Origin of the sequence: Paenibacillus kribbensis, assembly GCF_002240415.1 — a bacterium.
Lineage (GTDB): Bacteria > Bacillota > Bacilli > Paenibacillales > Paenibacillaceae > Paenibacillus > Paenibacillus kribbensis.
On the sequence record NZ_CP020028.1, the window covers coordinates 1,764,133 to 1,788,545 of the forward strand.

General features: G+C 48.1%; 20 protein-coding genes and 1 pseudogene. 18 read left to right on the top strand and 3 right to left on the bottom strand.

Annotated elements, in window-relative coordinates; translation table 11 throughout:
• Positions 1-345 precede the first annotated feature (345 nt).
• Positions 346-1,509 (bottom strand): aminotransferase A, encoded by a 1,164-nt coding sequence (locus B4V02_RS07870; RefSeq protein ID WP_094154378.1) that lies wholly within the window; start codon positions 1,507-1,509, stop codon positions 346-348.
• A gap of 315 nt (positions 1,510-1,824) precedes the next feature.
• Here B4V02_RS07870 and B4V02_RS07875 point away from each other — a divergent pair, with 315 nt between their 5' ends.
• The 10 genes from B4V02_RS07875 to B4V02_RS07920 all read left to right on the top strand — a co-directional run bounded on the left by B4V02_RS07875 (position 1,825) and on the right by B4V02_RS07920 (position 13,412).
• Positions 1,825-2,226: a VOC family protein gene (locus B4V02_RS07875; protein ID WP_094154379.1), complete on the top strand. Its 402-nt coding sequence runs from the start codon at positions 1,825-1,827 to the stop codon at positions 2,224-2,226.
• 118 nt (positions 2,227-2,344) lie between these two features.
• Positions 2,345-2,875: a GNAT family N-acetyltransferase gene (locus B4V02_RS07880; protein ID WP_094154380.1), complete on the top strand. Its 531-nt coding sequence runs from the start codon at positions 2,345-2,347 to the stop codon at positions 2,873-2,875.
• A 202-nt stretch (positions 2,876-3,077) separates the two neighbouring features.
• Positions 3,078-4,487, top strand: a complete 1,410-nt coding sequence (gene aspA, locus B4V02_RS07885; RefSeq protein ID WP_094156966.1) for an aspartate ammonia-lyase — start codon at positions 3,078-3,080, stop codon at positions 4,485-4,487.
• A 193-nt stretch (positions 4,488-4,680) separates the two neighbouring features.
• Positions 4,681-5,271 carry a restriction endonuclease gene (locus tag B4V02_RS07890; RefSeq protein WP_094154381.1) on the top strand — a complete coding sequence of 197 codons (591 nt, stop codon included), beginning with the start codon at positions 4,681-4,683 and terminating at the stop codon, positions 5,269-5,271.
• Between the two features lie 171 nt (positions 5,272-5,442).
• A complete protein-coding gene (locus B4V02_RS07895) occupies positions 5,443-6,447 on the top strand; it encodes a BMP family lipoprotein (RefSeq protein WP_094154382.1) in 1,005 nt (334 codons plus the stop codon).
• Between the two features lie 28 nt (positions 6,448-6,475).
• The gene (locus B4V02_RS07900) at positions 6,476-8,140 is read left to right on the top strand and encodes a methyl-accepting chemotaxis protein (protein WP_094154383.1); all 1,665 of its coding nucleotides are present in this window, start codon (positions 6,476-6,478) and stop codon (positions 8,138-8,140) included.
• A 177-nt stretch (positions 8,141-8,317) separates the two neighbouring features.
• Positions 8,318-10,759, top strand: coding sequence for an AraC family transcriptional regulator (locus B4V02_RS07905; protein ID WP_094154384.1), 2,442 nt, complete (start codon positions 8,318-8,320; stop codon positions 10,757-10,759).
• A 129-nt stretch (positions 10,760-10,888) separates the two neighbouring features.
• A complete protein-coding gene (locus tag B4V02_RS07910; RefSeq protein WP_007431353.1) occupies positions 10,889-11,896 on the top strand; it encodes a tripartite tricarboxylate transporter substrate binding protein in 1,008 nt (335 codons plus the stop codon).
• 48 nt (positions 11,897-11,944) lie between these two features.
• The gene (gene kdgT, locus B4V02_RS07915) at positions 11,945-12,946 is read left to right on the top strand and encodes a 2-keto-3-deoxygluconate transporter (protein ID WP_094154385.1); all 1,002 of its coding nucleotides are present in this window, start codon (positions 11,945-11,947) and stop codon (positions 12,944-12,946) included.
• 112 nt (positions 12,947-13,058) lie between these two features.
• The gene (locus B4V02_RS07920; protein WP_094154386.1) at positions 13,059-13,412 is read left to right on the top strand and encodes a hypothetical protein; all 354 of its coding nucleotides are present in this window, start codon (positions 13,059-13,061) and stop codon (positions 13,410-13,412) included.
• A 111-nt stretch (positions 13,413-13,523) separates the two neighbouring features.
• Here the strand turns inward: B4V02_RS07920 and B4V02_RS07925 are convergent, their stop codons facing one another.
• Entirely contained in the window at positions 13,524-14,006 is a 483-nt protein-coding gene (locus tag B4V02_RS07925; protein ID WP_094154387.1) for a helical membrane plugin domain-containing protein, read from the bottom strand.
• A gap of 13 nt (positions 14,007-14,019) precedes the next feature.
• Positions 14,020-16,962, bottom strand: coding sequence for a formate dehydrogenase subunit alpha (fdhF, locus tag B4V02_RS07930; protein ID WP_094154388.1), 2,943 nt, complete (start codon positions 16,960-16,962; stop codon positions 14,020-14,022).
• A gap of 667 nt (positions 16,963-17,629) precedes the next feature.
• On the opposite strand from fdhF, the gene moaA reads away from it, so the two are divergent.
• The 8 genes and pseudogenes from moaA to B4V02_RS07970 all read left to right on the top strand — a co-directional run bounded on the left by moaA (position 17,630) and on the right by B4V02_RS07970 (position 24,394).
• Positions 17,630-18,643: a GTP 3',8-cyclase MoaA gene (gene moaA / locus B4V02_RS07935; RefSeq protein WP_094154389.1), complete on the top strand. Its 1,014-nt coding sequence runs from the start codon at positions 17,630-17,632 to the stop codon at positions 18,641-18,643.
• A gap of 40 nt (positions 18,644-18,683) precedes the next feature.
• Positions 18,684-19,496 (top strand): formate dehydrogenase accessory sulfurtransferase FdhD, encoded by an 813-nt coding sequence (gene fdhD / locus B4V02_RS07940; protein WP_094154390.1) that lies wholly within the window; start codon positions 18,684-18,686, stop codon positions 19,494-19,496.
• Between the two features lie 137 nt (positions 19,497-19,633).
• Positions 19,634-19,882: a MoaD/ThiS family protein gene (locus tag B4V02_RS07945; protein ID WP_094154391.1), complete on the top strand. Its 249-nt coding sequence runs from the start codon at positions 19,634-19,636 to the stop codon at positions 19,880-19,882.
• Between the two features lie 58 nt (positions 19,883-19,940).
• Entirely contained in the window at positions 19,941-20,645 is a 705-nt protein-coding gene (locus B4V02_RS07950) for a molybdenum cofactor biosynthesis protein MoaE (RefSeq protein ID WP_094154392.1), read from the top strand.
• 93 nt (positions 20,646-20,738) lie between these two features.
• Positions 20,739-21,818 (top strand): thiazole biosynthesis adenylyltransferase ThiF, encoded by a 1,080-nt coding sequence (locus tag B4V02_RS07955; protein WP_094154393.1) that lies wholly within the window; start codon positions 20,739-20,741, stop codon positions 21,816-21,818.
• Between the two features lie 35 nt (positions 21,819-21,853).
• Positions 21,854-22,039 (top strand): annotated as a pseudogene (locus B4V02_RS26540) (molybdate ABC transporter permease subunit); the annotation flags it as partial.
• Between the two features lie 165 nt (positions 22,040-22,204).
• Positions 22,205-23,740 carry a right-handed parallel beta-helix repeat-containing protein gene (locus B4V02_RS07965; RefSeq protein WP_094154394.1) on the top strand — a complete coding sequence of 512 codons (1,536 nt, stop codon included), beginning with the start codon at positions 22,205-22,207 and terminating at the stop codon, positions 23,738-23,740.
• A gap of 306 nt (positions 23,741-24,046) precedes the next feature.
• The gene (locus B4V02_RS07970; RefSeq protein WP_094154395.1) at positions 24,047-24,394 is read left to right on the top strand and encodes a Na-translocating system protein MpsC family protein; all 348 of its coding nucleotides are present in this window, start codon (positions 24,047-24,049) and stop codon (positions 24,392-24,394) included.
• Positions 24,395-24,413 lie beyond the last annotated feature (19 nt).

A 24,413-nucleotide genomic window follows, 5' to 3' on the forward strand; every position in this document is an offset into this window, starting at 1 on the left:
TTAGTTTAAGGACATTTTCTTTACTGTCAACTTGACAGGGGATAAGTTCAAATTCAAGGGCTGTCTTTATATTTACTCACCGCGCAAAGCGGTGAGTATTGTTTTTTAACCCTGCTATTCTACACACACGTTAGAGACTTGTGGGACTTTAAGGCGGGTAGTAGCAAGCGGGCCATTTGAATCTGGAGAAGCGATAGCGTTCGCCTAAAAGCTTTCCATAGGAAAGCTCGCTTCGAAAGCATATGCTTAGTGGGATTCTTACCTATAAATGTTTTATACAATCCAAGAATCCCACTGCAACAGCGATCGGAAGATCAAATGGACCGCGTAGCGCCTCCTCCCACCTTAATTCCTCACAATTCCTCTAACAAACCTTTCTATTTTATCCAGCCCTTGCTCAAGCACCTCTGGTCCGTAAGCGTAGGACAAGCGAATGTATCCTTCGCCATAGGAAGAAAAGGCATCTCCCGGCACAACTGCTACTCCATGCTCTTCCAGCAGTTTCAAGGTGAAGTCCATCGAGCTTAATCCAAAATGGGCGATGGAAGGAAATAGATAAAAGGCTCCCTCGGGTTTCTCAAGCGGAATCCCCATGCTTGTCAGCCTGCCATGCACATAATCACGACGCTTACGGTACTCCTCGCGCATCGGAAGTGCATCGTCCACACCGGCGGTCAGAGCTTCCAGCGCAGCATATTGGCTGATCGAGCTGGCACAGGTCACGTTATACTGATGAACCTTAACCATGTGCTGTGAAATTTCAGCGGGTGAAAGCGTAAAACCAATGCGCCAGCCCGTCATGGAATGTGACTTGGACAGTCCGTTGATGACAATGGTACGTTCCCGCATACCTGGAAGTGCTGCAATGGACACGTGGGGAGCATCGTAAATCAGTTCGCTGTATATTTCATCCGAAATGACAAACAGCTCGCGTTCCTTCAGCAAATCGGCGACCGCTTCCAATTCCTCACGGCTCATCACTCGCCCGGTCGGATTCGAAGGATAGCCGAGGATGACTGCTTTCGTCCGCTCGGTCAGGTAAGGCTCCAGCACCTCAGCAGTGAGCTTGAAGCCGCTGCTGCGAGTATCGGCAAACACGGGAATGCCGCCTGACAAGCGGATCAATGGCTCGTAACCCGGGTAGATTGGCACAGGCAGAATGACTTCATCGCCGGGTGACAAAATGGTGCGCAGGGTAATATCCAGTGCTTCACTGGCCCCGTTCGTTACGATAACCTCATCCTGTCCACGGTAATTCAGCCCGTATTTATGGGCTACAAATGCCGCTGCGGCTTCCCGTAACTCGGGTAGTCCGGGATTAGGCGTATATGAGGTGCGTCCTTCGTTAATCGCCCGATGGGCGGCCTCCATAATATGCGCAGGGGTAGGGAAATCCGGCTGTCCAATCGTAAGGGACAGGGTTCCGGGCAATGCGGCAACCTTATTGGCAATTTTGCGGATGCCGCTGATTTGAATGTTTTGAACCTGATTGTTAAGCAAATGCTCCATAGCGTATGTGCCACCTTTTTCTGTATTAGAACAAGTTTACAATAATATGATCTGATTATGCTACGGCAAGAAGAATTCATTTTTGCTTTTTACTTGAGGGTTTGCTGGAAAAGGAAGCGCAGCGATTACCCACGACTGCCAGGATCAGTCTATATGTAGCGAGGCGGCTGAATTATCTCGGACCCTGGAAAGTTGGATTGGCAGCAATAGATAATACGAATGTCAGATTATTTGACTTTATACGATAGTTAAGTTATCTTTTTTGAGAAGCAGTGTGAAAAACAGAATTTAAAACGTATGAAGAGGTGAAATGCCGTGGGAGTAACAGCCAAACAAATTTTTGTGAATTTACCGGTTAAAAATCTGCAGCACTCCATTGACTTTTTCAATGCAATTGGATTTGAATTTAATGCTCAATTCACCGATGAACATGCAACCTGTATGGTGGTTAGTGAGCATATTTTTGTTATGCTGCTGGTTGAAGAGCGCTTTAAAGCTTTTACGACAAAAGAAATCTCAGATGCAACCAATAGCACGGAAGCGATTATCGCTTTATCGGTAGAGAGCAGAGCAAAGGTGGACGAGATCGTCCACAAGGCTTTGGAAGCGGGGGGCAAGCCTTCGAACGAACCTCAGGATCATGGTTTTATGTACGGATGGAGCTTTCAGGACTTAGATGGTCATCTGTGGGAATTCTTTTATATGGCAGATCAGTAGCAGAAATAATGGCGGAAGTAATAATGATGTAACAGAAATACCATGGAAAGTAAGCTATCGTAAAAGGATAGTTTGCTTTCTTTATTATATGTTATCAACGCCATTGGGAGGAATCATAGTGTCTGACAAAATAATAGTCTATCCTATCCAAGCTCTGAATGAAGAAGTGGTAGACACATTGATTCGACTTTTAATCGACGTGGTAGCAGACGGTGCTTCTATAGGCTTTTTGCCACCACTGACCTATCTGGAAGCAGCTGCTTACTGGAATCGTGTGCTTGAAGATGGTGTGGTGTTGTGGATTGCCGAGAAGGACGGAGTGCCTGTGGGCACGGTTCAGCTTCATTTGGCTCAAAAAGCCAACGCTACACATCGTGCGGAAATTGCAAAGCTCATGGTGCATCCGTCGGGGCGCAGGCTTGGGATTGCACGACAGTTAATGAAAGCGGCAGAAGAAGAAGCACTTCGTCAGGATAGAACGTTACTGGTGCTGGATACGCGGGTGGGTGATCCTTCCAATAGACTATATGAGTCTATCGGTTTTATAGAAGCGGGTGTGATTCCGGGTTATGCCAGGTCGGCTGATGGTCAGTTGCATGCCACGCGGTATTATTATAAGCTCTTGAATCCCCATGCCGATCATTGCTGAGCATTTGTCGAATAATTAGAGTCTATACAGGCAATCATAACTTGTCATAAGATAGTGTAACCTTTTTCCGCGTTAATTTGACTGGAAAAGCACGGGAATGGGAACGTATAATGAAGGAGGGACCGTCCCAAGGTCTCTGTATGGTCAATTCGGCTGGTCTGGATTGAAGATCGTAGCACACACAGCGGAGGAATCGAAGAATATGAGGCTGGAGCATGATTTTTTAGGTAACAAGGAAGTGCCGTCAGACGCCTATTATGGTGTACAAACCCTGAGGGCAAAAGAAAATTTTCCAATTACAGGCCAACGGTTGCACCCTGAACTGATTAAGGCCATGGCGATCGTCAAAAAGGGAGCAGCGACGGTAAATATGGAATTGACCCGCTTGCATCGTCCCAAAGCAGAGGCCATCATTCAGGCAGCTGACGAGATCATTCAAGGGCAGTTGCATGACCATTTCATCGTCGATCCGATTCAGGGCGGCGCAGGCACGTCTATTAATATGAACACAAATGAAGTGATTGCAAACCGGGCGCTGGAGCTGATGGGTAAGCAGCGTGGAGATTATCAGGAGATCAGCCCCAATAACCATGTCAATATGGCGCAATCGACCAACGACGCTTTTCCTACAGCAGTCCATCTGGCTGTATTAAGTATGATTGACCAGTTGCTGGTCACCATGAGTGAGCTTCAAGAAGCGTTTTCCCGTAAGGCGAAAGAGTTTGATAGTGTGATTAAAATGGGTCGGACCCACTTGCAGGATGCAGTGCCGATTCGACTGGGACAGGAGTTTCAGGCTTATGCGCGTGTGCTGGGCCGTGATATCGGTCGCGTCCGTGCGACCAAGCAGCATCTGCTGACGATTAATATGGGAGCGACTGCGGTTGGTACTGGTTTGAACGCAGACCGTCGTTATATTCAGCGTGTCGCTGAGGTGTTGGCAGAGGTCAGCGGCTTCCCGCTGGAAGCTGATGAGAATCTCGTGGATGCTACACAAAATACGGATGCCTACACCGAAGTATCTGCTGCGTTGAAAATTTGTATGATGAACATGTCAAAGGTGGCAAATGACATCCGTCTGATGGCCTCCGGGCCGCGTGCTGGTCTCGGAGAGCTGAGCTTGCCTGCTCGTCAGCCGGGGTCATCCATTATGCCGGGCAAGGTCAACCCGGTGATGTGTGAGGTCATTAACCAAATTGCTTTTCAGGTTATTGGAAATGACCATACGATCTGTCTGGCTTCTGAGGCAGGGCAGCTGGAGCTGAATGTAATGGAGCCTGTGCTTGTCTACAACCTGCTGCAATCACTGGAAATTATGAAGCAGGGCTTCAACGTCTTCCGCATCCATTGTGTGGACGGAATTGAAGCCAATGTAGAGCGGTGTCGTGAATATGTGGAGAACAGTGTAGGCATTATTACAGCACTTAATCCTCATCTCGGATATGAGGTTGTATCCCGCATTGCACGCGAGGCCATCACGACAGGAAAATCGGTGCGTGAACTGAGTCTGCTGTATAATGTCCTGACCGAGGAAGAACTGGACATTATTTTGGACCCGTATCAAATGACCCAGCCTGGCATCGCTGGAGAATCTTTGCTGAATCGTGAATAATTCTGCTTTGAGCATAGAATTTAAAGAGCTTTGAGGCAAGACGAAGATAGCCCCGTCGAATTTGGCGGGGCTTTTATCATGTTAATATGTGATTGTAACATGGGAGATGTAATACGTGAGTCAGGTGTAACTTAGGGATTTAACTGTTAGGGGTTATGCGGCTGCACCTTTATTGTAGAAAAGGGGAAGAGGAATGCTGCTGGAGCAATTATCCGCATATAGGGAATTAGGGATAGGACTTATTGTAGTCTTCGTGTTGCTTGTACTTATTATAAGAGGACTTATACGTGGTCGCCGGAATCGAATTTTACGCGATCTGGACCCACGGCGAATTGGAATTCAGGATATCGATCGTATGGAGGACGGCTCGGAATTTGAGCTTTATTTGCAACGACTATTATCTGCCCTTGGCTATAAGGACATCTATAAAACAACCGGCAGCCGGGACTTTGGGGCGGATTTGGTTTTTACAGACCGTGAAGGCGCCAGAGTCGTAATCCAGGCCAAGCGCTATGGTGTACAACATCCGGTAGGATTGGGTGCGGTGCAGGAGATTTACACCTCCATGCGCTATTATGCGGCAGACAAGTCTGTCGTCATCACCTCCGGGCGTTATACCGATTCATGTAAAACACTTGCTGCTGTGAACGGAGTTAAATTATTGGACCGCAACGACTTGATGGACATGATTGATTTGTTCAAAACGAAACGCCGTGAGGAAGCTATGGATTTAATAGAGAGTAAAGCAGATGTGATTGCTTCCAAATGGAGTAAAGGCAAATAGATTTGAGGACTGATTGTTAGGCGACGTGATTCAAGCCTGGTGATCAGTCCTATTTATTTTCTCATAATAAAATAAAAGAACTGAATTTACAGAAATTATCATGAAAAAATATGCTATTACAACCGATATAAAATTGTTGGGGATTTCCAAATTATGTTGAGGTGATATGTCATGAAGAAACGAGCTGTATTATTAACTTTTAAGTGGATTCCCATGGTCATCATTTTTGCATTACTGCTGGGAGCATGTGGACAATCGGCAGCACAAACCAAGGCACAGCCCATGAAGGTGGGAATCGTACTGTCAGACATCGGTCTGGGCGATCAATCCTACAGCGACGCAGCTTTTCGAGGCTTGATCCAGGCACGGGATGAAGGCAAAATTGTGTTTGAATACCGGGAAATTTCGGAGACCAAGACATATGATGCTGCTTTTGAGCAGCTTGCGCAAGAGAAAGCAGATTTAATCATTGGATTGGGTTATATGGTAAAGGACAGTCTGGAAGCCGTTGCTAAAAAATATCCGGACCGCAGCTTTTTAATCGTGGATGAAAAATCGGATCTACCGAATGTGGCTTCGATCACCTTTAAAGAAGAAGAGGGCAGCTTTATGGCTGGAGTCGTCGCAGGTTTGACCAGTCACACAGAGCAGGTAGGCTTTATCGGAGGCGTGGAGTCTCCCCTGTTAAAAAAGTTTGAGGCTGGATATCGCACAGGAGTTCAATCCGTCAAGCCGGATGCCAAAGTCACCGCGACGTATGCCGGAGATTTTGGAAAGCCGGAGCTAGGCACGGAGATTGCACAGGATATGATCAATCAGAATCAGATTGATGTTATTTATGCAGCAGCAGGTCTGACGGGCGTGGGGGCACTACAGGAAGCGCAAAAGCAGCAAAAATATGCGATCGGGGTTGACAGCGATCAGTTTTTCATTGCGGAAAAGGCGGTTGTCACCTCCATGATCAAAAATGTGGACATTGCGATATATAAAGCAGTCACAGGCTTTGCAGATCATCAAAGAAAATTTACGGACAAGAATATGGTGTTCGGTCTTGCGGAGGATGGGATAGGATTAGCACCTATTCGTGTCGTGACACTGAATCAGGATCAGCAAAAGTTGCTGGATGATTTAAAGGAAAAAATCAAGTCCGGCGCGCTTGTGGTACCTGCCCAATAAATTTTTGCAAAACGGAGGATGAATGTTGATGAAACTGCAAGGTAAACTGGTGCTGAACGCGATGGTTTCCCTGATCGCTTGCCTGGCTTTAGTAGCGTATATTATTTTCGAATTACTACGTATTAACTCGCAAAGCAGCAATCTTGTACCTGCTATGCTAAATGTACAGCAGCTCAATGCTTATTTGATTCAGTCGGGGCAGGCGTTGCAAAATTATTCTTCTTCCATGACGGAGAGCAACAAAGCCGACGTTTTGAAGCAGCTGACTCAGTCTGAAAAAACGATTACGCTGCTATCGCAGGGCATGATGCAGACCGAAGCGCAGCAAAAACGTCTGAGTTCGGTTAAAATCAAATTCAGCAAGTTTAAGACAGCAACGGAAAAAGCAATGAGCACTCAAAACAGCCCGGAGTCCAAGCGGGAGGCCATGCGCGTACAAGGGATTCAAAACGATGTATTTATGCTGGACTTGCTGACTAAGGCACGATATGACGAATACACAGAGGACTTGACCAAGAGCATTCGTTTTACCTGGCAATTGGCCTTGGCAGGTGCTGTTTTTCTTATGGTGGCGGTCGGGTTATATAATACATATACCTCCAGGCAGCTTGCCCTCAGAACCCGCAGGTTAACGGATGCCGCGAAGCAAATTGCCGAGGGGAATCTGACCGTGCAGCTCGCCCAAACGAAAGGACGCGATGAGCTGGATGAGCTCAACGAGTCGTTCCGGGTCATGATTGGCAACTTGCGTACCATTGTTCTTTCTATTGATCAGGCGGGTAATCGTGTCGATCTGATGGCTCGGGATATTGACCAGTATAATGAAGCCATGAAGGAAATTGTGACACAAGTCAGCACATCAACAGAGGAACTGGCGATAGGCAGCCAGAAAATTGCCGAGGATCTGTCGACGACGGTTGGTGTGGTGGACGAGATGCAGCAGAAGTTTGAGGCCAATCTGCTGGAAACGACGCAGTCGACCGCGTATAGTGAGGATGCTTTGCATGCCGTTGAGCAGGGTACGCAGGTCATGAGCGAGCAACTGCGCATCGTTGCGGAAAATCGCTCAGCGATGGCCGAAGTGGAACAGACAGTCAAGGAGCTGGAGGCCAATGCAGCCGAGATTACAACCATGACCGGCTACGTATCTGAAATTGCCAGCCAGACATCGCTGCTGTCCTTGAATGCTTCCATTGAGGCTGCGCGTGCAGGTGAAGCGGGAAGAGGCTTTGCCGTCGTAGCCAATGAAGTGAAAAAACTGGCAAACCAATCAGAGTCCGCTGTCAAGCAAATTTATACCGCTGTTGAGCGTATTATGCAGGCCATGGATAAAGTGAAGACTTCTGTGGCGCAAAGTCAGGATCTGTTCCGTGAGCAGGAGAAGGCTACCTCCTCCACCGGCGAATCGTTCGCAGAGATTAGTGACAAAGTGCAGCAAATTGCTGGCCAGGTCAGCAAGCTATCGACAGATATGAATGTATCGCGGGAACTAAGCGTACAGGTGCAGCAAGCTATCGAAAATATGAGTGCTATCACTCAGCAGTCTGCCGCAGGCAGCGAAGAAATTACGGCATCCACGGTGGAACAGAAGCGTTCCTTTGAGGAATCGGCTGAGAAGGTGAAAGAGCTTCGTCAGATTCGCGAGGAGATGCAGCGCGAGCTGGATCGTTTCCAGGTGGAGAAAACGAGCTAAACAGCACGAAATGATCTAGAAGAAGTCTTACCCTTGCCAAGGGAGGCTTCTTCTTTTTGATTTTAAGGACGTAACTTCTCTGAAGTTTCGTTATATATAGGCAGGGATTTCCCTATCTGGTGTCAAATAGATTTAGGAAGAGTATTTTATTACTTTTACAGCCTGAGCAAGAGAAAGATGGAGAAGGAAGTCCGGAAGGATGAAGTTACGGGAATGTTGCGACTTAAGCTTCGGCTAATGCTGAAAAATAAACAGACAAGACTGATTCTGCTGCTTACTCTATGTGTTTCGTTCGTTATTAGCGGGATTGGCCTGCTATCCTATTCGAGGTATCGTGAAGGTTTGGATACCGAACTGAACACTCCTAATATAGAGCTGCTGCAAATTAATCTGGATGTGACCAATCGTGCTTTTCGCGAGTCAGATAACATGGCACTTGATGCGGCTTATCACCCTGATGTGGAGGCATTTGCTCGTATCCAAGCAGATGGAAATTCGCTATCCAATAGCGCTTCCATCATAAAACGACTCCAGAAATATTTGAAAGCCCTTTCTTCACATGAAGAGATTGATTCGGTTGAAGTGATCTCATTGGAGAATCATGCGCTTGTATCCAGCAATTACGGCTTCTTGCCTGATTGGAAACAGGCACCGGATACCACGTGGGTTCCCTGGATTCAGGACATCCACAGGAAGCCGCTACTGATCAAGCGGAGGTGGTATGGCACAGACCCCCAGTATGGGACGGTAGAGCTGCTTTCACTGGCGAGACCCATAGTAGAGGAGGGGAAGGTTATCGGTGCGGTGCTGATCAATCTGGATTACGACCGTTTTTTCTCCAAACTGTATATCCATTTATCCAACTCGCAATACGTGTATGATCTGGAAGGCGAACTGATCTATCCCAAGCTGAGATCGTCCGTACCCTTAAATGAGATGAACCGGGTTTTGCAAGAGCTGGATGTGAGTCCCTATGCTTATGTAGAGATAGGGGATATGGAATATATGGCAAACCAGACCTTTTCGGATGTAACGGGCTGGCGTCTAGTATCGCTCGTTCCTATGGACAAGCTCCTGAAAAATGTAAAGCTGGCGCGCAATATGATGCTGTGGCTGGCCTTTATCTCTATACTGGCTGGATGCTCAGCCGTCTACTATTACAATTATGCGGCTTTTCGCCCCATGAAAAAAATTAATAGCCTGTTGAATTCGGGCAATAGGGGAACGCGCCAAGGAGGGCTGTACGACCTGGAGCCTGTGATTAGCAAGCTGGTTGGAGAGTTCCACCGCAAATCACTGGTGGTTGAGCGAAGCCTGCCTGAGCTGCGTTCCAAATATATTGAAGATGTCATCCAGCGTAGAATGGGCATACAGGAAATGCGGATGAAATGGGAGCAGTATTTTTCCGATTGGGAAGGCAATTCCTTGGTTGTCATGGTCGTATCGATCGACCGATATTCCACGTGGGCCGCAAGCTTTCCAGAAGAGGATGCCATGCTGCTTAAGTATGCGCTGAACAATATTTTGCTGGAGACGCTGGAGCCTTGCTGGAAAGCGGTAAGTGCGCCGGATGAGGAGAGTGGCTTTGTTGTGCTGCTACAGTTCGGCGAGCGAGCATACGAAGCTGGTACGGAGGCTGCTGTCCAAGAGGGCGTTGTGCTTTACAAAAGTGTAGACAGGCTGATCCAGGTTGTCGGTGAGCATCTTCCTTTGACGATTTCTATTGGAGTTGGTCATGTAGTCAAAGATATTCAAGAGGCGCGGGAGTCCTATGTAAAAGGAAAAGAGGCCCTTAACCTGCGCTTGTATGAAGGGTATGGACGCTCACATACAAACATGGACTGCGACGTATATGTGGAAAAGGATGGCTCAGCGGATGTGCTGCTACAGGAGCAGACTCGGGATTCAACGCTGCTGGACAATCGGCGTATTGACATGATTCATACTCTGGGGTCACAGGAACCGGGTGCAAGTGCCAAGCTGATCGGCCAATGGGTTGAAGAGCTTCGTCTTCACAGGACAGCTCCAGCCCAAGTTTACCTTTTTGTTCATGAATTGCTGGAAGATTTGCTAGAATGGTGTGCCACCCAAAGTGTGACACCGCCGGATAAGCTTGCTGATTACCATTGGAATCAGATTCTGACGCAGGATCTGCAAGATATTGAGGCATTGCTGGTCGTCATTCTGTCGGATATGGAAGAAAAATGGAATGAACGCAGACGATCCAAGGATTTTGTGCGTGTGCAAGAGATGATGGATTATATGGAGCATCATCTGCATTTAAACATAGGGCTGCAGGAGATTGCGGATCAGGTTCACATGAGTGTATCCTCGGTCAGCAGCATGTTCAAGGAAGAGACGGGGAGTACCGTTTACGACTATTTGACTGGATTACGCATGAAAAAAGCATGTGCTTTACTGTGCGAAACCCATTTGAAAATTAGTGAAATTGCAGACCAGGTCGGATACCGGAATGAGAACAGCTTTATTCGTGTATTCCGCAAGCATAAACAGGTGACTCCAGGGAAATTCCGGGAAATCAGCAAATGTTCTAATGAATATGCAGATCGACCAAAAGATCGATATGCTGGCGTTTTAGAAGATAAATACGAAGATTAAGCGATAGCTGTGGCCCTCCACGGTGCGGTACATTAGCTTCATGTAAGCACAAAACATGGCCGAATACGTTGGGGGGTGAAAACGGGTGCATGTTGGACCCGGTTTATTTTTTGGAGAAGAGGGCGCGTAATGAAGAAAAAGCCATGGCAAAAATATGTGCTGGTTGCGGCAGGAGTAGCTATGCTTTCTGCCTTGAGTATCAGTGAATATGTGGATCACCGCACCCTGCGGGATCACAGCAATACATTTCCTATGAAGCCAATTACGCTTGTCGTTCCTTATGCGGCAGGGGGTGGTACAGATATTACCGCCAGAGCGCTCGCAAAGGCCGCCGCAAAGCATCTCGGTCAGCCAATCACCGTCGTTAACCGGACGGGGGGCGGCGGTTCCGTTGGGCTGATGGAGGGGGCTGAGGCGCAGGCGGATGGCTACACCGTAACGTATCTGGTTGCGGAGCTGACTACGTTACCCCATTTGGGACTGCTGCCGCTCACCTATGAGCGCTTTAAGCCGCTGCTTCAAACCAATATGGACCCTTCTGCCATTACGGTCAGGGCGGATGCGCCGTGGAAGACAGCGGAGGCATTTCTGGAGGATGCCAGTGCCCATCCCGGCAAGCTGAAAATGGGCAATGCAGGTACGGGCAGCATCTGGCACCTCGCTGCCGCGATGCTGGAGCAGAAAAGCGGTGTTCGCTTCACTCATATCCCTTATGAGGGGGCGGGGCCAGCCGTTTCCGCTTTGATGAGCGGATTCGTGGATGCTGTACCCGTTAGCCCCGCAGAAGTGAAAACATATGTGGACCAAGGAAAGCTTCGCATACTGGCGATCCAGGCAGACACGATTTCGGAAGCGTTTCCAAGTGTGCCGACACTCCAGCAGGCCACCGGGCTGCGTGTGCATTTTATTGGCACCTGGAGAGGGCTGGCTGTACCAAAGGACACACCGGATGACATTGCCGGGATGCTGGCAGACGCACTGATCAAGGGGACAGAGGACGAGGAATTCAGGGAGGAAATGCGCAAGCATGGGCTAGGATTGCGTGTCAAGGATGCAGAGGCATTTGCACGGCAGCTGAAGGAGAGCCATGATACCTTCGCAAGACTGATTCCTGATCTCGGCCTGAGCCGCAAGTAAACCGGCCTTGTTTTTGCATTGGCAAAAACGAAAGGGTTGAACGAAGTTATGAAAATTAAACAAAGCATTGATAAAATTCCAGGGGGCATTATGCTGGTGCCGCTGTTTATTGGCGCACTGCTTCATACGTTTACGCCATGGGCAGGAGACTATTTTGGATCTTTTACCAAGGGGCTAATGACGGGTACGGTACCCATTTTGGCAGTGTGGTTTTTTTGTATGGGTGCTTCCATTGATGTTCGGGCGACGGGTACCGTATTGCGTAAATCAGGTACGCTTGTATTGACTAAAATCGCAGTCGCCTGGGTAGTGGCGATCATTGCCTCCAGACTGCTGCCTGTTGATGGTGTGGAAAGCGGGCTGTTTGCAGGTTTGTCCGTGCTGGCGCTGATTTCCGCCATGGATATGACGAACGGCGGGCTGTACGCCTCTATTATGCAGCAATATGGCTCCAAGGAAGAGGCAGGAGCATTCGTGCTGATGTCCCTGGAATCAGGTCCATTGGTGACAATGCTGATTTTGGGCAGTACCGGCTTGGCCGTTTTTGAGCCGCAGACATTTGTGGGCGCGGTCTTACCATTTCTGGTCGGATTTGCATTAGGCAATCTGGACCACGATTTCCGTAAATACTTTGGTAACGCAACGCAAGCCTTGATTCCATTTTTCGGCTTTGCACTTGGTTGTTCCATTGACCTGAGTGTCATTGTCCAGACGGGCGTGCTTGGTATTTTGTTAGGCATCTTTGTCATTATCATTACGGGTATCCCACTGATGCTGGCGGATAAATATATCGGCGGCGGCAATGGCACAGCAGGGATTGCAGCCTCCAGTACGGCAGGTGCAGCAGTAGCGAATCCGGTTATTGTCGCGAATATCAAGCCTGAGTTTTTGCCTGTAGCGCAGTCAGCAACGGCATTAGTTGCCGCTTCGGTCATTGTGACCTCCATTTTGGTGCCTATTCTGACGGCATACTGGGCCAACTATATGAAACGTAAAGGAGAGTCCAAAGGTGCAGGACCTGTAAATCCAGGCGCGAATGTACCCAAATAAAGTTCGAAATATGGTAGCGCTTCTTATGGCTCATTCCATTACCCGGGAAATGCTTAACAAAACTTGTCCTAAAACGCTTCTGCAAGCATACATATGTAAGCAGAGGAGCGTGATGGATTTGGAAAGCAAGGTGCGTCGCTACTATCAGCTAAAGCAGCAGCAAAAAGAAATCGAAGGCGAGCTGAATGATCTGCGTCATGATATTACGAATCATTGCGACCAGCAGGGAGTGGCAGAATGGGAAATTGGCAGCTACCGCGTCAAGGTTGTGCAGCAGCACCGCAAGGAATATGATCACACCATGCTGTATAATTTACTGCCAGACCCGCAGCTATGGCGCTTGTTTTCCAAGCCGGATACCGCAAAGATTGCCAGCTTGCTTAAGCTGAAGGTCATTGCGGAGGAGCAAATCAGGGATGCCGTTTCGCTTAAAACGGTGACGCTGTTGCAGGTGGATAAAAAATAAAAGAGCTGTCCCAAAAGCCATGAAATGGCTGCTTGGGACAACTCTTGTTTTTGTAGCAGGATCGACCTGGAAGCTTGGTGTGGAGGCTCCGCGAACGGACCATTGTATTAGCTATTTATTGGACAACCCTTTTCCCATTCCTTTGAGAAAATGAATGCCAAAGCCCATGGCCCGGTTTACATCCGGATCATTCATCGCCTTCATGAGATCGCGCAGCCGAGTTTTTTTGTTCTGCTGTAGATGCTCTTCAGCCTCGCTCAGGCCTGAAGTCACGCTGCTGGTCAGCTTGTTCATCAGCTCGGGGTCTACCTCGGACAGCATTCCGGCTGCCCCCATCAGATTGTTGATGATATTTGTTACAGGTTTGCGTGTCGCTTGTCCCACAGCAATTTTGGCGATGCTTTCTTTGGCTTTCAGCATAGACTGTGCTGCTTCGAGAAGACCGCTGTCGTGCAGCTCACGTACAATTTCGAGCGTTTTCTGCAATGCGGGCCCGTTATCTGCCAAATCAGCAGTAAGCTGATCCAGCGATTGTTGTTGTCGTTCTTCTTCTGTCAAAACACGTTTTCTCACAATTGAAATAGGCTTGGCCATGGGGCCGACCTCCTTATTTTTGATCTACCAAATCGACGTAACCGGGACGATTCCACTTCCGATCCACTTCAACCCCATTTTGCGGATGCCGTTTTTTGTAGCGTGGATTGATACGCGGCAGCGGATTTTGACCGTCTACCTCCAAAACTTGCATCCGAACCTTGGCTTGTTTATAGGCAGGCGTGCGGGTAATCACGTCGAATGCTCCACCGGTTAACAGGTTTACAGCACCATCATGGCTGGTGGAGTGCATGGGTACATAGATTTCAGTTCCCTGTACCCGATCTGTGACCAGAACACGCAGCTTCACCGCACCATAAGGCGATTCCAATCGGACCAGCGATCCGTCCCTGACTCCGCGCTCCTCAGCCAATTCGGGCGACACCTCCACAAATACTTTGGGGAGCTTGAGCTGGATACCTGCTGATTTGGTTGTCATATTTCCTTCATGGAATTGTTCAAGCAGCCGGCCGTTATTCAAGGTCAGATCGAATTCAGCCGGATACTGTACTGGCGGTACATATTCGAAAAGTCCCAAACGCGCCTTTTTATCGGGGAAATTAAAGCCGTTGGTGTGTAGCAGCGGCGTATTGCTGCCATCCGTCGATCCCCAATGGAAGCTGTTCCAGCCTTCCAATACGTCATAATTACATTGGGAGAAAAATGGGGTAAGTGACGCCATTTCCTCAAAAATTTCACGCGGATGACTATAACCCCAATCAAATCCCATGTACTTGGCAAATTGGCTGAAAATCCACCAATCCGGTTTGCTGTTCTCCACAGGGCGCAGCGCTTCATACAAACGCTGTACACGACGTTCGGTATTGGTGAAGGTTCCATCCTTTTCCAGTGAAGGTACGGCTGGCAAAATAACATCCGCGAATTGTGCTGTCTTGCTCAGGAATACATCCTGGACGACAAGGAAATCCAGATTCGCCAGCATTTCCTGAGTGTGATTGGAGTCCGCATCCACCCATGCCATCTCTTCTCCAGCGATATACATCGCTTTAAGCTCACCAGTTTTAATGGCCTCCAGCATTTGAATGTTGTCCAGTCCGCGTTGATTCGGAATTTGTACGCCGTAGGCCGCTTCGAACTTGGCGCGAATGCCATCGTTCGTCACGGGCTGGTAGCCAGGCAAAATGTCCGGCATCGTGCCCATGTCGGCAGCACCCTGAACATTGTTATGTCCGCGAAGCGGGTACGCACCTGCACCTGGACGCATAAAGTTTCCAGTTACCAGCAGCAGGTTGGCAATTGCAATCGAAGTGTAAGAGCCTGCGATATTTTGCGTCACGCCCATGCCCCAGCAAATGGCAGTGCCATCGGCTTCATGAATCATAGTTGCCACCTGAATCAGTGTCTCTTTGGAAATGCCTGTTTCCTGTTCGGCAAATTCCAGCGTGTAGGTTTCTAGCAATTTCAAATATTCAGGATAGAAATTGACATGTTCTTCAATGAATCCGGCAGCATGCCAGTTTTGGTCGATGATATATTTGGCTACAGCAGATAACCATACATAATCCGTACCTTGCTTCGGGCGAATGAACAGATCTGCGCGATCTGCCATTTCGTGCTTGCGCAAATCCACCGAAATCAGCTTTTGTCCGTGCAGCTTATGCGCACGTTTGATGCGGGTAGCCAGCACCGGATGTCCTTCTCCAGGCGCACAACCGACCAGTATGACCAAGCCTGCCTGAGCAATGTCTTTAATCGTACCGCTGTCTCCGCCGATGCCTCCGGTGTATTGCAGTCCCCATGACGCAGGAGATTGGCAATATCGTGAGCAGTTGTCGACATTATTCGTCTGGAAGATCTGACGCGCCAATTTTTGCATCAGATAATTTTCTTCATTGGTAAATTTGGACGAGGAAATAAAGCCGAGCGCCTTGCCGCCATAGGTTTCTTTAATAGCTCCCATTTTGCTGGCCATCAGGCTTAGTGCTTCTTCCCAGGTTGCTTCCACGAATTCGTCGCCTTCACGAATTAAAGGCGTGGTCAAACGCTGATCGCTGTTCACAAAATCCCAGCCGAATTTCCCTTTAACACACGTCGAGATGCCGTTGACAGCCCCTTCCGAGGTAGGCTGTACCTTTAAAATTTTGCGGCCTTTGGTCCATACCTCAAAACTGCAGCCTACGCCGCAGAATGTGCAGACGGTTTTCGTTTTTTTCGTACGGGTTTCACGCATTGCTGCTTCCGCCTCGGAAATGGCAAATATCCCGCTATAGCCTGGCTCCACTTCCTTGATCAGATCCACCATCGGATTTAATAAGTCCTTATTCATGCCACTCATGAAGCCTGCTTCTCCCAGCATGGATTTCTCCATCAAGGCATTGCATGGGCAGACCGTTACACACTGACCACAGCTGACGCAGGAGGAGTCGTTAATTGCAACTCCGTCATCCCATTTGACGCGAGGGCGTTCAGCTTCCCAGTCAAGAGACAGCGTTTCGTTGACCTGAAGGTTTTGGCATACTTCTACGCACTGGCCGCATGCAATACATTGATTGGGGTCATAGCGGTAAAAAGGATGGGACATATCTACTTCCGTTGGGTCGACTTTCGGTCGATACGGATATTTTTGATGTTCAATTTCCATAAGCTCTGCTGTATTATGCAATTTACAATTACCGTTGTTGTTATCGCACACCGTGCAGTAGAGGAGATGATTTTCCAGTAGTCGGTCCATGGCCTCTGTTTGAGCTGCTTTCGCACGGTCCGAATGTAAATGAATATTCATACCATCCGCAGCATGTGTCGAGCAGGAACGCACCAGCTTTCCATCTACTTCAACGATACAGGTGTCACAGGTGCGGATCGGATCAACTTCGGGAACGTAACACAGTTGGGGATGGGCAATGTTGTTTTCATTAATGATTTCAAGAATTGTTGCACTGCTGTTTGCTTTCAGCTCCTGTCCGTTTAATGTAATTTTGATTGTACTTTCAATCACGGTTCAGGCTCCTTTCAGATTTTGAATTTGAAAATTAGAAATAAAAAAACTCCACCATAAACACAAGTGCCTGATCATGAGCACTTGTGTTTATGGTGGAGTAGTGACCAAGCTCTAAGTCCTGGAAGCCAATTCACCATAGGAGTATGTATTAATAACAAACAGCACGCACCGCTTGTATATCAATTACCTATAATAATTCTTAAGATATGTCATTTTCTGCATGTCACCTTGTGTAACTATAGCGTAAAATTTAAGATAGTTCAACGGTACACTATTGAATTTTTTAAATGATAATGATTATCGTTTGAGAAATTGAAAAAGCATTGACAAACGTTCGAGGATTGCTAACAATAGAAATAGTAATCTACTGCAGAGCATTCGTGAATGGAGTGTACGTGGGGAATCGCGTATATTTTATTTGTCGCAGCGCTTGTTAGTTTGATTTTTCTATATCACATGATGTAAGGATTTGTGAAATCTTGATGTAGATAAATTAACCGGCATTTAGCAGATTCTTCGATTTCCAAAGGCGAAGAAGTTGTTGCGATGCCGGTTTTTTGGCTATTAAGCTGAAATTAAGGTGCTTGATCGCTGTTGCCCAAATTTCTGGAATGAAGGCATCCGTTGTAGAAGTCTATAACGATGGCAGATTGAGGTGAACGTAATGACAAACCGCAGCGACGATCAATGGAATCGTCCGTTACGGGACTTGAGAATATCCGTTATAGACAGATGTAATTTTCGGTGCCGGTATTGTATGCCGGAAGAAATCTTTGGGCATGACTATCCGTTTTTGCCAAAAGAAAGAATATTGACCTTTGAGGAAATTACACGCCTTTCCCGTATTTTTGTCTCGCTTGGCGTCACGAAGCTGCGTATTACTGGCGGTGAGCCGTTGCTGAGAAAGGACTTATCCTCGCTCATTCATTCGTTAACCCAACTCGAAGGGGTCGAAGATATTGCAATGACGACGAACGGCGTATTTTTGCCTAAGTATGCTGCGGCACTTCGAGAAGCAGGATTGGCGAGAGTAACGGTTAGTCTGGATTCGCTGGATGATGAGCGATTCCGCCGAATGAACGGTGGAAAAAGCAGCGTAAAGGCCGTACTGGATGGTATTGATGCTGCGGCTCAGGCGGGGATGCAGGTGAAAATAAACATGGTCGTGCAAAAGGGCTTCAACGATCAGGATATTGTGCCTATGGCAGACTATTTTCAAAAGAAAAAGCATATTTTGCGTTTTGTTGAATTTATGGACGTAGGCAACACCAATGGCTGGAAATTGGATCAGGTCGTTTCCAAGCAGCAAATCCTCCATACCATTCATGAGCACATGCCCTTGGAGCCTGTTCCGCCCCAGTACACAGGTGAGGTGGCGACGCGTTACAGGTATCGGGACAGAGAAGGGGAGATCGGCATTATTTCGTCTGTTACGGATGCCTTCTGCTCCACATGTACACGAGCGAGAATTTCTGCTGAAGGCTCCTTGTACACGTGTCTGTTTGCCTCTCAAGGGTATGAGCTTCGGACGATGCTGCGTTCCGAACAGTCCGATGATGAGATTAGGGCTTACGTTGAGCGTGTTTGGAGAGGGCGTACCGACCGCTATTCTGAGGAACGGCTGACCCATACGCAGCGAACATTGTCCAAAATTGAAATGTCACACATTGGCGGGTGAACCAAAGAGCCAGCCTGCCAGAAACAAGGGAGTGGAGCACGTGGAAAAGCCGGCTGAGGTACGGCGCGAGATTTTGCGTTGTTGCGACGGACAAATCAAGCGTTTTGAGGACACTGTGGTGACGGAGCATCCGGTGACTATCAAAATCAATCAGCAGGAATTTGCAACCATGGTTTGTACACCGGAGTATGTGGAGGATATGGCAATAGGCTTTTTGGCCTCTGAAGGCGTCATTCAACGGTATGATGATATCGAAGACCTGTGGGTTCAGGAAAAAGAAGGCTTTGTTCATATCAAAACCCGCCGAATGAACGAGTTTTATCAAAACTTTCATTCCAAACGGTATATTACCTCCTGTTGCGGAAAAAGCAGACAGGGCTTCTATTTTGTGAATGATGCTAAAGTAGCCAAAAGAATGAATGATACTCATGTGACGCTGTCCTTTGACGACTGCTTTCGCCTGATGAATTTAATGCAAAGCTCGGCACATACATTCCAGGAGACTGGCGGAGTTCATAATGCCGCACTATGTGACAAAAACGGGATTATCCTGTCGAGAATGGATATTGGCCGTCACAATGCACTGGATAAAATCTATGGATATTGCTTGAAAAATGATATTGTATTACATGATAAAATCATTGTATTCAGTGGGCGCATTTCGTCTGAAATCTTGTTGAAGGTCGCGAAGATTGGCTGTGAAGTTGTTTTGTCCAAGTCAGCTCCCACAGAGCTTGCGCTTGAATTGGCTGAGGATCTGGGGATTACTACAGTCGGCTTTATACGAAGTCGTTCGTTAAATGTGTATACACATACTGAACGGATTGATGAATTGGTTGAATCTAAAATATAATATGAGAATCCGCAATGTACACCAGTACAGTTAGCCAGCATGGAATAAGATCTCTTTTACGAGGTATTTGCTCATGTTGGTTTTTCTTGGTGTATCTATGGACAGTCATTGTACCTGGGAAGGGGTGAGTATGTTAAATGAAATATCATATTCAGGTATTTGCCGGCCTTGCTGAACTTATGGGAGGGCCTATGGTCACGGTGCCTACTGATCAGGAAGCGATGACCATTACTGCGTTAAAAGGCTTGTTGTCTGAGCGTTTTCCTGAGGCAGCCGCCCAGTTGCAAAGTGCTTTTGTTGCCAGAAATCAAGTTTACGCTGCTCCAGAGGAGCTAGTAAGTATACATGACGAGATTGCGATCATTCCTCCGGTTTCAGGAGGTTAGATTTTTCAGTTCAGACTGGTTAAATTCGACAGATGAGGTACAAAGGGGTCAGATGCATATGCAGTACCGTATTCAACTATCCGCGGCTATGGCGGAACAATTTGGTGACGTGATTACGGTGGAGCTTTCACAGGAAATCGTGACGATCGCAGACATTCGAAAAAGACTATATGAGCAATATTCGGAAGTAGCTTCACAGCTGCAGGGCTCTTTTTTTACCCACCATAAAAGGCTGGCTTCTCCTGACGAGCCTGTTCTTCCATCTGATGCAATCGCTCTTCTTCAATCGGCGCCTGGCATGGAAACGGTTATTTCAAAATGTGGGTTGTTCGCTATCACATACGACCCGATTGATGCCGATGAGGTGGCCTCCAAGGTGCAAGACCCTTCTCATGGGGCCTCGCTGACCTTTAATGGAACGACTCGGGAATATACGCAAGGTCAGCGAACCGTGCTGCTTGAATATGAGGCGTATGTCCCGATGGCGATGAATACGATGAAGCAAATTGGTGACGAAATTGCAGAGCGTTGGCCGTCTACTCGTACTGCAATGACACATCGGCTTGGCACGGTAAGGATTGGAGAGACGAGTGTGGTGATTGCTGTTTCTGCTGCACACCGCGATGCTTGCTACGAAGCCAGCCGTCATGCGATTGAACGGTTAAAGCAAATCGTACCGATTTGGAAAAAGGAAGTGTGGGAGGACGGCTCAGAGTGGAAGGGACACCAGCTGGGTGGCTGGAACCCTCATAATACCCAATAGCTTCCGAATGAGGGCGAGGATATCTGGACTTTTAGCTTGTCTGATCAACTTGTCGCTATCAATGGATAAGAAGTATGGGGGCGTAAATCAACGATGTCAGAAATAAACAAAGACCAGACAACGGGTACTGATGCACAAGCACATACGCATGCTTCTCCTGCCCGTTATTCCAGACAGGAATTATTCTCGAAAATTGGAACGGCAGGTCAGCAAAATATCCGCAGTAAGCACGTCCTGATGGTGGGGGCTGGAGCACTGGGGACTGCCAATGCCGACATGCTGGTGCGAGCGGGCATCGGACGGCTGACGCTGGTAGATCGTGATTATGTAGATTGGAGCAATCTGCAACGCCAGCAGCTCTATGACGAAGCCGATGCCCGTAATCAGATGCCCAAGGCGGTGGCCGCCCAGAAACGATTGCAGCAAATCAATTCGGACGTGGACATTCGTGCGCTAGTCCGGGATGTATCGCTGGAGGAAATCGATGATATCGCAGCAGGGGTAGACCTCATCATCGATGCCACTGATAACTTCGATACACGGCTGCTGATGAACGATTACGCAGTCAAGCACCGAATCCCCTGGATTTATGGAGCATGTGTGGGCAGCTATGGAACAACCTTTACCATCGTGCCGGGGCAGACACCGTGTCTGCATTGCCTGCTCGGAGCTGTACCGCTTGGTGGTGCCACCTGCGACACGGTCGGTGTGATTAGTCCGGCTGTACAGATGGTGGCGGCCTACCAAAGCGCGGAGGCATTGAAGCTGCTCACCGGGGATGATTCAGCCTTGCAGAGCAAGCTGATTACCTTCGATCTGTGGAACAATCAGCACCAGGCGATCCATGTAAGCGCCATGAAAAAAGCCGATTGTCCGACGTGCGGCGAGCATCCAGTGTATCCCTTTTTACAATCGGAGCATCAGGCTAAAACGGCTGTCTTGTGCGGACGCGATACGGTTCAAATCCGCCCGGCGCCGGGTGCTGTACGTGATCTGAACGAAGCAGCGCGCCTGTTATCCCGTCAGGGGGGCAAGGTGGACCATAATCCGTATTTAGTATCCGTCGTTATCGGGACGCACCGACTCGTTCTTTTTCAGGATGGACGCGTCTTGGTTCATGGCACGAAGGACATCGCCGAGGCGAGATCTATTTATCACAAATATTTGGGTTGACCCCATTTTCGTCACTTCATTCTGGAATTTATAGGATAGGGGAATCTGGCGCTACGTTGATGCTTGCGGGCAATATTCCTGGACATACTCAAACCCTGCCCACGGCGATCTACATCGCGTCTGAGGCCGGGAATATGACACTCTCCTGGAGCTGGGTAGCAGCCATCGTTTTATTCTCTTTTGTTATGCTTATGCTTTCAAATCGACTGGTAAAGGATTAGTCCGTTTGAAGTGAGAACATGCGCAGTCTGCCGATAAGGCAGGCTGTGTTTTATTTGTCTTGAGAAAATAAAGTCTTTGTGTCCAATGGACATTCCGTCGTGCGGGACAGGCTTAGTGAATTTGTGGTATAATTTACAAGACTAAACAAAGGGGGATGAGGAATCATGATGAAATTCGGGAAGATTTTTCTAGCAGGTTTAACCATGATTTTGGGGCTTGGTCTAATGGCAGGAAATGTGCAGCCCCTCTCCGCCTCCGCGGCCGGTACAGAATATTATGTGGCCACGAGCGGCAGCGACTCCAACGCCGGAACGAACGATGCGCCGTGGAAGACGCTGCAGCACGCGGCCGACGTGGCTCCTGCGGGCAGCACGGTTTACGTCCGGGGCGGCGTGTACAATCAGAAGCTGAAGATTACCCGCTCCGGCTCCGCTTCGCAGGGTCCCATTGTGTTCACCAACTATGGGACGGAGACTGCCGTCATTGACGGCACCGGACTTTCGGTCAGCGGGACCCAAGGGCTGATCGAACTGGCCAATGTCGATTACGTTACCGTTCAGGGGTTTGAAATCCGCAATTTTGCCACTGCTTCCAAGAACGCGGTGCCTGTAGGTATTTATGTCCACGGTTCGGGCGGCTTTATTAATCTGTCCAACAACAAAATCCATGACATCAAAAATACGGTCACCCCGACTGGCAAAGATCGGCTGGGTCGGGACGCCCACGGCATCGCTATTTATGGCACGAAAGCTCCGGCTTCGATTCACGACCTTACGATCAGCGGCAATGAGCTGTACAATCTCGTGCTGGGCTCCAGCGAATCGCTCGTTTTAAACGGCAACGTGGATGGCTTTGCGGTGACCGACAACCTCATTCACAATAATGACAATATCGGGATCGATCTGATCGGCTTTGAGGGAACCGCTCCGAATACTGCTTACGATCAGGCGCGAAACGGGTTGGTGAAGGGCAACCGGGTGTACAATAATTCTTCCAATAAAAATCCATCTTACACGAAAGACGACAACTCGGCCGGCGGCATTTATGTGGATGGCGGCAAGGACAGCATTATCGAGCAGAACTACAGCTACAGCAACGACATCGGCATCGAAATTGCCTCCGAGCATGCCGGCAAAGCCACCAGCAATATTACGGTCCGCAGCAACGTGATATATAACAACCGACTGACCGGCATCGCCATGGGCGGTTACGATGATGAGCGTGGCTCAACGGTAAACTGCAAGATCGTGAACAATACGCTGTACAAGAACGATACACTTGGCGGTGGAAGCGGCCAGCTTTTCGTTCAGTACGATACGCAAAACAACGTGATCAAGAACAATATTTTCGTAGCCAGCTCTACGGATGTGTTGATCTACAATGAATACACAAAAAATTCCGGCAATGTTGTAGATTATAATTTATATTTTGCTCCGGCGGGCAGCTCGGAAGCCAGCTGGACCTGGAAAAATAAAGAATATACGGGTTTCCTCGCTTATAAAAAGGGAACCGGCAACGATGCACATTCTTTGTTCATCGACCCCAAATTTGTGAATGCCGCGAACGGCGACTTCCATTTGCAGTCTTCGTCTCCGGCAATCGATGCTGGTGACACAGACCGTGCCATCATCGGAACGCTGGATATTGACGGAAAGTCCAGAGTACAGGGAGCCGCTGTGAACATCGGCGCCTACGAGTGAGCCTCATATTCAATGAAAAACAGTGCGTACCGACACTATGCGGTGCGCACTGTTTGTACGTTTTTACTATGTTCCTTGCATAGAATTAAAAAAAAGTTTAGAGATTTGTTGAGTAATCGTATGATTAAACAAGGTAACAATTAAAACTTTATTTTTCAAGTCATAGTCTTTTTATCAATACCCAAAATAGGCAACAAAGTATGTTCCAAAAATCACTTTCTCTTGCTCTCTGTTTTATATGAAAGGAATCGGTTATGATGGAAATAGTAACAGAGATTTTAGTAGATTTTAGGAGAGCGGTGCGATATGAGAAGGGAAACGGGTTTTAATGAAATTATTCGAAAAGTACGTAAAGAGCTATTCGGAAAAGGCCCAGAACGCATACATACGACCTTTGTAGATAATATGGCCATCACGATACTGTACGGTAATTTAACTCCATCCGAAAAGTTTCTGGCGCAAGAGGCTTCCGGGAAAGAGATGGTGCATGCAGCCCGGACCAAAATGGTGCAAAAAATCTATCCTGTACAGTTTAATAAAGAACTGGAGGATTATATGGATTCCCGGCTGCTGCACCTCTTTTCAGATATTAAGGTGGAAGAAGATATAGCCATCTCTGTTTTTGTGTTTGAGGACAATATTACAGCGAAATAGGGCGGAGGTGAACATGGCT

What these genes read in the sequence shown, in the direction of transcription:
- B4V02_RS07900 (WP_094154383.1), top strand. Translation starts at nt 6,476, where the DNA reads ATGAAACTGCAAGGTAAACTGGTGCTGAACGCGATGGTTTCCCTGATC.
- B4V02_RS07925 (WP_094154387.1), bottom strand. Translation starts at nt 14,006, where the DNA reads ATGGCCAAGCCTATTTCAATTGTGAGAAAACGTGTTTTGACAGAAGAA.
- B4V02_RS07970 (WP_094154395.1), top strand. Translation starts at nt 24,047, where the DNA reads ATGAGAAGGGAAACGGGTTTTAATGAAATTATTCGAAAAGTACGTAAA.
- B4V02_RS07965 (WP_094154394.1), top strand. Translation starts at nt 22,205, where the DNA reads ATGATGAAATTCGGGAAGATTTTTCTAGCAGGTTTAACCATGATTTTG.
- B4V02_RS07955 (WP_094154393.1), top strand. Translation starts at nt 20,739, where the DNA reads ATGTCAGAAATAAACAAAGACCAGACAACGGGTACTGATGCACAAGCA.
- B4V02_RS07895 (WP_094154382.1), top strand. Translation starts at nt 5,443, where the DNA reads ATGAAGAAACGAGCTGTATTATTAACTTTTAAGTGGATTCCCATGGTC.
- B4V02_RS07870 (WP_094154378.1), bottom strand. Translation starts at nt 1,509, where the DNA reads ATGGAGCATTTGCTTAACAATCAGGTTCAAAACATTCAAATCAGCGGC.
- kdgT (WP_094154385.1), top strand. Translation starts at nt 11,945, where the DNA reads ATGAAAATTAAACAAAGCATTGATAAAATTCCAGGGGGCATTATGCTG.
- aspA (WP_094156966.1), top strand. Translation starts at nt 3,078, where the DNA reads ATGAGGCTGGAGCATGATTTTTTAGGTAACAAGGAAGTGCCGTCAGAC.
- B4V02_RS07945 (WP_094154391.1), top strand. Translation starts at nt 19,634, where the DNA reads ATGAAATATCATATTCAGGTATTTGCCGGCCTTGCTGAACTTATGGGA.
- B4V02_RS07920 (WP_094154386.1), top strand. Translation starts at nt 13,059, where the DNA reads ATGGATTTGGAAAGCAAGGTGCGTCGCTACTATCAGCTAAAGCAGCAG.
- B4V02_RS07910 (WP_007431353.1), top strand. Translation starts at nt 10,889, where the DNA reads ATGAAGAAAAAGCCATGGCAAAAATATGTGCTGGTTGCGGCAGGAGTA.
- B4V02_RS07950 (WP_094154392.1), top strand. Translation starts at nt 19,941, where the DNA reads ATGCAGTACCGTATTCAACTATCCGCGGCTATGGCGGAACAATTTGGT.
- moaA (WP_094154389.1), top strand. Translation starts at nt 17,630, where the DNA reads ATGACAAACCGCAGCGACGATCAATGGAATCGTCCGTTACGGGACTTG.
- B4V02_RS07890 (WP_094154381.1), top strand. Translation starts at nt 4,681, where the DNA reads ATGCTGCTGGAGCAATTATCCGCATATAGGGAATTAGGGATAGGACTT.
- B4V02_RS07905 (WP_094154384.1), top strand. Translation starts at nt 8,318, where the DNA reads ATGGAGAAGGAAGTCCGGAAGGATGAAGTTACGGGAATGTTGCGACTT.